This window comes from Polynucleobacter sp. 35-46-11 (assembly GCF_002281105.1).
Genome location: NZ_NCFJ01000174.1, coordinates 1 through 4,744, shown reverse-complemented (window position 1 = coordinate 4,744; position 4,744 = coordinate 1). Strand labels below are relative to the sequence as shown.

Sequence of the window (4,744 nt, the reverse complement as noted above, 5' to 3'; positions counted from 1 at the left end):
TGCATACCAGTATTGCTATCGCCCAAAGCAGCAGCAGAAACTGTTGGAGGACCATCCCAGAAACCAGTTGTCGATGCTGCACCACCAGCACACTGAGCAACGTTCTCATATACCTTTAAGTCTTCGTATGAATGGCCATCGCTAAAGCCTTTAACAGAAGCCATGATCATTTTTGGATTCAATTCCTGAATACGTGCCCAGCTAAAACCCATACGATCCAAAGCACCTGGACCGAAGTTCTCAACCATCACGTCAGATGTTTTGATCATCTTCTCTAAAACTTCTTTACCTTCCTGCGTCTTAGTATCCAATGTCAATGAACGCTTATTGCCGTTCAACATCGTGAAATACAAGGCATCCGCACCTGGGATATCACGCAACTGGCTACGAGTTACGTCACCAGAACCTGGGCGCTCTACTTTGATCACATCCGCACCGTACCAAGCCAAAAGCTGAGTACATGCAGGACCTGCCTGTACGTGTGTGAAGTCAATAATACGAATACCGTCTAATGGTTTTGTCATGTTTGATTCTCCTTAAAGTGTTTCTTATTTGTTGCTAAGTTCGTTCTTAAAAAATTACGTGTTTATTACGTATTACTTCTTACCAGCAGCTGTTGATGGATTCAGGTTTGTTAAACGTCCACTCTCTGTACCAGCTGTCTCGTCAATCACTGCATTAATTAAGGCTGGCTTACGTTCAGCAATCGCTTTAGTCAAAGCCGCTTCTAATTCGGCAGGGGTAGTTACGTAATAACCAACACCACCAAATGCCTCAATCATCTTGTCGTAACGCGCATCTTTCACGAATACTGTTGGAGCAACATCTGCGCCGCCAGTTGGATTCACGTCAGTACCACGGTAAACACCATTGTTGTTGAAAACCACTGTAGTGATTGGCAGGTTGTAACGGCAAATGGTTTCTAACTCCATGCCACTAAAACCAAATGCGCTATCACCCTCAACTGCAACTGTAGGTAAACCACTTGTTACAGCAGCACCAATGGCATAACCCATACCAATACCCATGATTCCCCAAGTACCAGAGTCAAAACGCTTACGTGGCTTGTACATATCCACAATCGCACGACAGTAGTCGAGAGTGTTTGCGCCTTCGTTTACCAAGTTCACATCTGGGTTTTGCTTGATCACATCACGGATAGCACGCAAAGCACCATGGAAGTTCATTGGTGAAGCTTCTTTGGCCAATGTTTCAGCCATCTTCGCCATGTTCTTATCTTTTTTCTCGTTGATCGCGCTGATCCACTCGGCAGGCGGTTTTGGAACTGAGGCAATTCCTTTGAGAAGTTCACCAACTACAGAACCAATGTCACCAATCAATGGGGCATCAATTTGCACGTTGCTATCCACTTCATTTGCTTGAATATCGATTTGGATAAATTTCTTAGGATCTTTGCCCCATGTCTTGCCTTTACCGTGGGCAAGCAACCAGTTCAAGCGAGCACCAACCAACATCACTGCATCAGCCTCTGCCAATACAAATGAACGTGCTGCAGAAGCAGATTGTGGGTGATTGTCTGGCAACAAGCCTTTAGCCATCGACATTGGCAAGTAAGGGATACCAGACTTCTCAATCAATGCACGAATATCAGCATCAGCTTGAGCATAAGCAGCACCTTTACCCAAGAGAATCAATGGGCGCTTAGCGCCTTTCAATACATTCAATGCGCGCTCAACAGCATCAGCTGCAGGGATTTGACGTGGAATTGGATCGATTACTTTGAAGATCGATTTCTTAGCCTCTTCCACTGGCATTGTTTGAGCCAATAGTTGTGCGGGCAAGTCCAAATAAACACCGCCTGGACGACCAGATACAGCTGCACGAATTGCACGAGCAAAACCAATGCCGATATCTTCGATGTGGTTAATACGATATGCAGCTTTACAGTATGGCTTAGCAGCATTGAGCTGATCCATCTCTTCGTAATCACCCTGCTGCAAGTCAACGATTTCACGCTCACTTGAACCAGAAATCAAAATCATTGGGAAACAGTTCACAGTGGCGTTAGCCAAGGCTGTTAAACCGTTCAAGAAACCTGGTGCTGACACAGTCATACAGATGCCAGGCTTTTGAGTCATGTAACCTGCAATCGCTGCAGCATTACCGGCATGCTGCTCGTGACGGAAGCCGATGAAACGCATTCCTTCAGCTTGAGCTAAACGGCACAAGTCGGTAATCGGAATACCAACGAGACCAAAAATAGTATCTAAGTCATTTGCTTTTAAAGCATCAATGACGAGATGAAAGCCATCAGTGACTTGGGTATTTTGATTATCTGTTGTCATAGAAATTTATAGTTAATTACACTGCCCGAACATATCGCTTGTTCAGTGCAATTTAGCTTTCGCCAACTGTCTCCAATTTAGTTATTAGTAGTGCCACGGGTAATCAAAAGCATTCCCGTTGAGGCTGAGATGAATATTAGGCTTGGGGATAGGGATCATCATTGACTTCGGTCAATTTCCCCTGAAATCTAGAAACAATTAGGATTTCTGACTAAACAAAGAGCTCTTTATGCTTTGTTTTGAGGCGACTTAAAGTCTCTGGAGAGAGGTTAAGGTAAGCAGCCAGCTCTTTTTTAGGGAGAAGCTCAAATAGGTCTTCGTATTTACGTAAAAACCGCTCTACACGGCCCGGGGCATCGAGCATATGGAGGGTAATCGTATGGGCCATGATCTCACTCATCAGGCGCATGACTTCGAACTCAAAGCTTTCCTTCAGAGGCTTGTGTGCATCCAAAAATTCAGCCCATTTCTTCAGAGGCATGCGGGCTACGCGTGCTTTCGTAACTGAAGCAATGCTGTAAGGGGCTGCCGTTTTGAGGCGCCAAGCTGCATAGCTAGTCTCAATATCTTTTTCGATGGCAAAACGCAGAATCATCTCTTTTGCATCCGCGCTAGAAACGATGCGCTTCAAGATTCCATCCAGAACGAAGTACTGCTCCATCTGATGATCGCCTTGATGAAGCAAGATTTCTGATTTTTTAAGGTCTGAAATCACTAAATGGCGCTCTAAATCAGCCATTGCTGAAGGATCCAAGCTTTTTAAGACTGAGTTTTGGCTCAACTGCAATCGAATCAGATTTTTTTCGGGGTGCTTGTCTAACGCTGTCATGAATCCTTAGTCCTAGAGGCTATATTGTAGGCTTTTTTGGGGTTTTGAGCCGATAAATACCCAGCCTAAGATAGAATTGCAGGGTCGTGGTGCTTTATTGCAATGCAATAAAGTTAAACGGGAAACACTAAACGTGTGCTGCCCCCGCAACGGTAAGTAAATACACCCCCCACTTCAGGGAAAAGGTGTCAGGAGTCTGAGTAAGCCACTGTGCGCGTCAATTGCATGGGAAGGCCAGATTCTGAGATTTACTAGCCCGGATACCGGCCAAGACAGGTGGAATTTTGCGGACGGGGATCCTTCGCGCGCCGATGAAGCATCCTAAGCCAAAGAGGCCGGATGTCCAATTGACGCCTGAACTCTCACAAAGTGAAATTCTGTTCGACCCAGCTTACGGGGAAGTTAGCTAGGTGATTCGAAGGCAGAAGGTTCATCATGAAACAGCAGTTCAGTAGCAAAACGCTGATCGCCCTACTTTGCGGCGCAGTAGCAACATTTAACGCAGCAGCCCAAAACTCTCAGTCAACAGTCATTGTTTCAGGCTCACGCTTTGAAGAAAACTTAAACGAAGTACCTGCGAATGTTCAAGTGATTACCCGCGAAGAAATTGCGGAATCTACGTCGACTAACATTCCAGACATCTTGTCGCAGATTGGCGGCTTGAATATAAGAAGTACTGCAGGCGGGCAGCTAAACCTTGGCGCAACCGTGGATATGGGTGGGTATGGTCCCACAGCTAAAGATACAACTCTTATTCTAGTTGATGGGCAACGCATCAATCCCATTGATTCATCGGGCATATCTTGGGAATCAATTCCACTCGACTCAATTAACCGTATTGAAATATTGCGGGGCGGGGCCAGCGTTCAATATGGTAATGGTGCTTTAGGAGGTGTCATTAACATCATCACAAATGGTGGAAGCAAAACTCTTAATCAAGCATCAACCAGCTATGGCAGCTTCAACACCCTAGTAAATAACGCCATCTTTAGAAACACCATAGATCAAACAACTGTCCAATTAAGCGCCAATACCTCCAATACAAATGGCTGGCGTCAAAACTCTGCTGCTAATGCTTATTCATTTGATGGCAAAGTAACGCAATCATTAGGGGGTAAGGATAATGTATATGCTGATCTGTTTTATAGCTACTCTAATCAGCAAATGCCAGGAGGTACGCTTGGACAAGTAGGGCAAGGCAATCCACAACTTGCAAAATTTAATAACATTGGATCGGGCACTACTGTCGACAATTCTGGGATCAGAATGGGTCTGGCTAAAGCATTAAGCGATACTTTTAATTTAGAAGTTGATAGTTTCTACAGCGCCAAAACTACCTTTTTTACTCAGCCCTATTACTCCACCACCGCTGCGGGTGTTGGAGCCTTTCCAACTATAAGTCCATCCTTTACAAAATATGAGGGGTGGCAAGCCAACTTCAGCCCTCGAATAAAAGGTGACTTTGGTAAATTTGGAACGAGCATTGTTGGCTACGAGTTCAACAAAGCAAGTCAATCATCTGCTGCTAGCTATAGCAGCATCATGAATCAAGCCGCCCAAGCACAAGGCGCAGTAATCAACCCAATATCCAGCTCCGCTAACGCAAGCC

At 45.2% G+C, this 4,744-nt stretch carries 4 protein-coding genes and 1 riboswitch; of the genes, 1 reads left to right on the top strand and 3 read right to left on the bottom strand.

The annotated features are described in order from the left end of the window. The 3 genes from B7Y67_RS11125 to B7Y67_RS11115 all read right to left on the bottom strand — a co-directional run. A partial coding sequence (locus B7Y67_RS11125) for a CoA transferase (protein WP_293598700.1) occupies positions 1-524 on the bottom strand: 524 nt, incomplete at its 3' end. 72 nt (positions 525-596) lie between these two features. Then, positions 597-2,306, bottom strand: coding sequence for an oxalyl-CoA decarboxylase (gene oxc / locus B7Y67_RS11120; RefSeq protein ID WP_215302953.1), 1,710 nt, complete (start codon positions 2,304-2,306; stop codon positions 597-599). A 211-nt stretch (positions 2,307-2,517) separates the two neighbouring features. Beyond that, positions 2,518-3,135, bottom strand: a complete 618-nt coding sequence (locus B7Y67_RS11115) for a Crp/Fnr family transcriptional regulator (protein WP_215387403.1) — start codon at positions 3,133-3,135, stop codon at positions 2,518-2,520. 70 nt (positions 3,136-3,205) lie between these two features. Then, positions 3,206-3,422, top strand: a riboswitch (cobalamin riboswitch). Between the two features lie 148 nt (positions 3,423-3,570). On the opposite strand from B7Y67_RS11115, the gene B7Y67_RS11110 reads away from it, so the two are divergent. Beyond that, a partial coding sequence (locus tag B7Y67_RS11110) for a TonB-dependent receptor (RefSeq protein ID WP_293598699.1) occupies positions 3,571-4,744 on the top strand: 1,174 nt, incomplete at its 3' end.

Coding starts and splice junctions, on each gene's coding strand:
- oxc (WP_215302953.1), bottom strand. CDS start 2,306: ATGACAACAGATAATCAAAATACCCAAGTCACTGATGGCTTTCATCTC.
- B7Y67_RS11115 (WP_215387403.1), bottom strand. CDS start 3,135: ATGACAGCGTTAGACAAGCACCCCGAAAAAAATCTGATTCGATTGCAG.